This is a genomic window from Bradyrhizobium sp. LeoB3, assembly GCF_055456055.1.
Genome location: NZ_JBVBEF010000227.1, coordinates 1 through 3,529, shown reverse-complemented (window position 1 = coordinate 3,529; position 3,529 = coordinate 1). Strand labels below are relative to the sequence as shown.

The 3,529-nt window shown below is 59.0% G+C and carries 2 protein-coding genes and 1 pseudogene; 2 read left to right on the top strand and 1 reads right to left on the bottom strand.

Features of this window, described 5'->3' with window-relative positions; all coding sequences use genetic code 11:
• Nucleotides 1–204 precede the first annotated feature (204 nt).
• Both ACZXDY_RS45110 and ACZXDY_RS45105 read left to right on the top strand, forming a co-directional pair.
• Complete coding sequence (locus ACZXDY_RS45110; protein WP_464349912.1) at nt 205–1,995, top strand: adenylate/guanylate cyclase domain-containing protein; 1,791 nt, start codon at nt 205–207, stop codon at nt 1,993–1,995.
• Nucleotides 1,996–2,349: 354 nt separating this feature from the next.
• Nucleotides 2,350–2,547: a hypothetical protein gene (locus ACZXDY_RS45105; RefSeq protein WP_456647117.1), complete on the top strand. Its 198-nt coding sequence runs from the start codon at nt 2,350–2,352 to the stop codon at nt 2,545–2,547.
• 89 nt (nt 2,548–2,636) lie between these two features.
• Here ACZXDY_RS45105 and ACZXDY_RS45100 read toward each other — a convergent pair.
• A pseudogene (locus ACZXDY_RS45100) lies at nt 2,637–3,172 on the bottom strand (ATP dependent DNA ligase); the annotation flags it as partial.
• Nucleotides 3,173–3,529: the final 357 nt, after the last annotated feature.

The following is a 3,529-nucleotide window of genomic DNA, read 5'->3' as shown; positions in this document are numbered from 1 at the left end:
CATGAGCTACTACAATGGCACGCGACCCCATCTGTCATTGAACAAGGACGCGCCGATATCACGCGCCGCCGAGACAGTCGGACGCATTATCTGTCGCCCGATTTTGGGTGGGCTGCACCACCAATATGCCCGGATTGATTTGCGATAAGGACAGGTAGCGCCGCGCGATCCGTCATAGTATTCTGTGGGTCGGAGTTGCGCGACATGGTGGAAGACCGACTCATCCGGGTCAAGCGTAGTCTGTCGGCGATACTGGCCGCCGACGTCGCCGGCTACTCGCGGCTCATGCACCACGATGAGGAGGCAACGTATGTCAAACTGACAGTGCTACTCGCCGATGCTGTCACGCCCGCGATATCCGAACACGGGGGTCGCATTGTGAAGAACACCGGCGACGGATTCTTGGCAGTATTTCCGAGCGCGGTCCAAGCGGTTCGAGCTGCTGTGCAATTCCAGACTCGCATCAAAGAACTTACAATTGCCGATGCGGAAGACATGCGTATTGCTTTCCGTGTCGGCATCAATGTCGGCGACGCGATTGTCGAGCCGCATGACGTTTTTGGTGACTGCGTAAATGTCGCGGCACGGCTTGAGAGCATCGCAGAGCCTGGCGGCATCTGTATCTCGTCTTTTGCCTACGTGCAGACCCGCGGCAAGGTCGGTGTCGAGTTCGTCGATATGGGCGAGCAAAAGTTCAAAAACATTGCCCTTCCGGTTCGAGCCTATGCCGCGGTCCTGGACGGACATAGCCGGCTGCGCAAGTCGAGCCACGCAAGGCAGGGCCAGCGTTCACCGCCGAATCTCTCCATCGTTGTGCTGCCATTAGCCAATCTCAGCGGAGACACCAAGCAGGACTACTTCGTCGATGGCGTCACTGAGACCCTTACCACGGACTTGTCGCGCATCAATGGCTCGTTCGTGATCGGCCGCCACACCGCCTTTACCTATAAAGGCAAGTCGGTCGATCTGAAGCAGGTCGGTCGCGAGTTAAACGTTCGTTACGTCCTAGAAGGATCGGTACAGCGAGGAGGCGATCGGCTTCGCGTGAACGTGCAGTTGGTCGACGCCGAAACCGGGAATCACCTATGGGCTGAGCGGTTCGATAAGCCGATCGCCGATCTGCTCGATATGCAAGACGAAATTGTCGCGCGGCTCGCTAACACACTGAATGCACAGCTCATTGAGGCTGAGGCGCGTCGGGCGGAACGTTCGCCGCATCCCAATTCCTTGGACCTGTATTTTCAAGGTGCTGCGTGGTTCAACAAGGGACTAAACCCCGACCACATGGAACAGGCGCGTAGCATTTTTGAGCGGGCGTTGACCCTCGATCCCAAGAATATCGAGGCGATGGTCTGGATGGCGACGGTTGACATGGTCGTCGGCTCAACCTGGATGAGTGGCGATCGGATCGCGCGGCTTGCGGCTGCCGAGGCAACGCTGAAAGACGCGCTGTCTCTCGCTCCGAACCATGCGTGGGCCCACGTGGCCCTGGGACACGTGCACGTTGCGACTAACCGCGTCAACCAAGGCGTCGCCGAGAGCAAGCGAGCGTTGGCGCTGGATCGCAATTTGGCGGGGGCCCATGCGCTAATCGGTCTAGCGAAGTATTGCACCGGCCAGGGGGCGGAGACTGAGGCACATGTGAACGAGGCATTTCGCCTTTCTCCGCGCGATATCTTTGCCCATCGCTGGTTCGCAATAGTCGGCGCATCCAAGCTGCAGATTTCGGCCGATTCGGAAGCGCTCGGCTGGTTCTGCCGCAGCATCGAAGCCAACCGAACTTATCCCCTCGTGCATTTCTTACTCGGTGCTGCACTAGCGCTGCTGGGCTCGCTGGATCATGCGAGAGCCGCCGCAAAGGCTGGGCTGACGCTTGTTCCGAGTTTCTCTATCCGTCGCTACCGGGACGGCGCTTACACAGATAACCCGACCTACCTCACCCAACGCGAGCGCATCTACGAGGGCATGCGCTTGGCTGGGGTACCGGAGGAGTGATGGCGAAGTTGGATCACGAGCGGCAATGCTCCGACTGATCGGAAGACTCCGCTTGGACGTCAGAACCAGACATCTACGCCTTTATGAGTAGCACGTCCTAGTCGAGGGAGGTACTTATAACCGGCACCGCAGATCACGATGCGGGTGAGGTCGCTGTGCGCTGCGCCCTGATAGCGGCGCAATAACAGACCTCACCAGAGGTCCGGTCGGGCCAGCCTAGACCGGTCTTCTTTCCGACCGCCATAACTTTGGCCGCTCGACTACAATCGCAATCGTTTGCCGACGGACTGAAACAGCCCTGTAATGCCGCCGGTTCAGTTTGATAGCAAAAGACTGGTAGCACGACACCAGTCAATGACGGTCGGCCATGGGTGCTATCTCCACGCCGGCTCTCCGCGACGAACTGATCAGTGCGGCGGGTTGCCGGAATTTGATGCAGAGATAGATAGCGAGAGCGACGACGCACTGGCGTATGAAGCGCGCCAGCAGCAGGAAGCCGAGGTGATGGTCGACCTGCTCGCGGTCGAATCTGGCGAAGCGGCGCTTGTGTAGCAGGCGATGGAGCAGAAGCTGCCGTTGAGCATCGGGGCGATTGCGCACCGCAGGCGATCCTGCAATGCAGGCTGCTGACGATTCCGCAGACGAACGGATCGCCGGGTTCGTCGTTGGATGTCTCCTTGCGCGGACTTCGCCCGGTATTCGATCTCGGCCATAAGCTCGCGCTCGACCCAGATGCCCTTGTGCGCGATGCGCTTAGTGTATGGTTGCGTTTTCCGGATCAGCGTCGTCAGGCGCTTCTGCAGATCGGCAGCGGATGCCTTGTCGAACCGTGATGGACTTTACCCGCATAGATCAGGTCCTCGCCCTTTCGGCGGCCGACATAGATGCCGTCCCATTTGTTACCGTCGAGCGCGAAGCCTGCGATCACCAGCATCTCCCGCTGCACGCAGGTTTTCTTCACCCAGTTGTTGTCTGGCCAGAGGTGTAGGCGCTGGCGCGCACGTTCGAGACGACGCCTTGGAGCCTGACCTTGCGGCGTGGGCGTACGTCTTCTTGCCATCGACCCCGAAGCTCTCACTGAACTGGATGTCTGTATCGCCGATGATCTTCTTCAGGTGCCCTTGCGCTCGATCAGCGGCTGCTTTCGCAGATCCCGGCTGTTGAGATAGAGCAGATCGAGCGGCGACTGACGACGAGAAGATCGTGGAGACGTGGATGTGAACCGCATTGCATGGATCGGCTCCCTACACTGTCTCGGCCGCGAACACGATTCCGCGACCCCAAACTGGTGCAGCGGCGGTGCAGCGCACAATTCGGGAAAGACAAGCAACCCGACCCACGAAAAAGAAACGAAAGGGGAATAACCATGCTTTCACCAAGAGAGTATGAGAAGAAGCCGTGTATGCTCGCCGCGGACCACGCGTTCCGAGTGATCAGCTTGGTCACCGAGTCGTTGGAAAACGAAAAGCAGGCGCGGCGTTTGATGGTGACTGTACTGATGGCGCTTCGCGACGACACCGCCTTGCAGATGGCG